At 44.3% G+C, this 1,322-nt stretch carries 1 protein-coding gene; it reads left to right on the forward strand.

Annotated features, from left to right (window positions below):
* The first annotated feature begins 68 nt into the window (after window positions 1–68).
* Window positions 69–1,082, forward strand: a complete 1,014-nt coding sequence (locus KIV41_RS24335; RefSeq protein WP_285337830.1) for an IS110 family transposase — start codon at window positions 69–71, stop codon at window positions 1,080–1,082.
* The last annotated feature ends 240 nt before the right edge of the window (window positions 1,083–1,322 follow it).

The following is a 1,322-nucleotide window of genomic DNA, read 5'->3' on the forward strand; positions in this document are numbered from 1 at the left end:
TAATTATATGGTCCGCCTCACTCTCAAGCCCTACGCTTAGAGTAGGCTCTCAGAACGAGGTGAACCATATGTCTACCATTCACATATTAGGTATCGATTTAGGCAAGCACTGCTTTCATGCGGTTGGCAACAATCACACTGGCAAAGACGTTATTCGCCGTAAGTTTAGTCGAAGCCAACTACTCCGTTTCTTATCTGTACTTGAACCTACCATCATCGCTTTTGAAGCCTGTGCTGGTGCTCACTGGCTTGCGAGAAAGTGTGAAGCCTATGGGCATCGAGTTCGACTTATCCCTCCTCAATATGTAAAACCTTACGTCAAAGGTAACAAGAACGACTTTATTGATGCTGCTGCGATAGCAGAAGCAGCGAGTCGACAAAGCATGAAATTTGTCTCTGCCAAGTCAGAGGAAGCTCAAGTAATCGCAGCTATCCATCGAGTGAGGGATGGTTATATCAAAGAACGAACGGCTTGTATGAGCCGAATTGGAGCAATACTACTTGAGTTTGGGCTGAGTTTTCCTAAAGGCCATGCCAAGATGAAAGCGCTATTTCAGTGGTTGGCCGAGCAAGATATAAAGCTACCACAGAGTCTGGTCGCTGAGCTGCTCTCGATTCATGAGCACTATAAATACCTAAATGAGCAAGTATCTACTCAAGATAGAAAACTGAAAGCGATTACTGAAAATAATGAAAATGCCGAACTTTTGAAGAGTATTCCTGGTATTGGTGATTTAACAGCAACGCTGTGTGTGGCCAATATCAGTTCTCCTTCAAACTTTGGTGGAGGTCGCGAGATGGCCGCATGGCTAGGACTAGTTCCTAGGCAGTATTCAACGGGTGGCAAATCAAAGTTATTAGGCATGAGTAAACGAGGGAACAAACACCTTCGCGCTCTATTTATACATGGAGCGAGGTCCGTGCTATCTAGGATAGAAACAACAGGAAAAGTGTTCGGAGATTGGTTAGTCAATTTACGAGCAACAAAGCCGTTTAATGTTGTGGTAGTCGCACTTGCCAATAAGCTAGCAAGAATAGCTTGGGCGGTGTTGTTCCACCGCCAAGCTTTTAAGGCTATATAGCCATAACCAAGTTTGTAACGCCAATGAACGTGATGACAAAAACGGTCAATCGGCCAGATTAGTAACCTGATACAAAAAATAGCACTTAGTTGCTTTGGGGCTTTTAAGGATAATCTGGCGCGGATATCATCGTGGAGCGGGGAAGTTAATGTTCCCAACGTGGACTCCGAATACATTAGCGCAAACCAACTCCGTTATTACTAAATTGTAGTTGCAATAACGGGGCGGACCATACATTTT

It is taken from the genome of Vibrio sp. D401a, assembly GCF_030248515.1.
In the GTDB taxonomy this organism is placed as follows: Bacteria; Pseudomonadota; Gammaproteobacteria; order Enterobacterales; family Vibrionaceae; genus Vibrio; species Vibrio rotiferianus.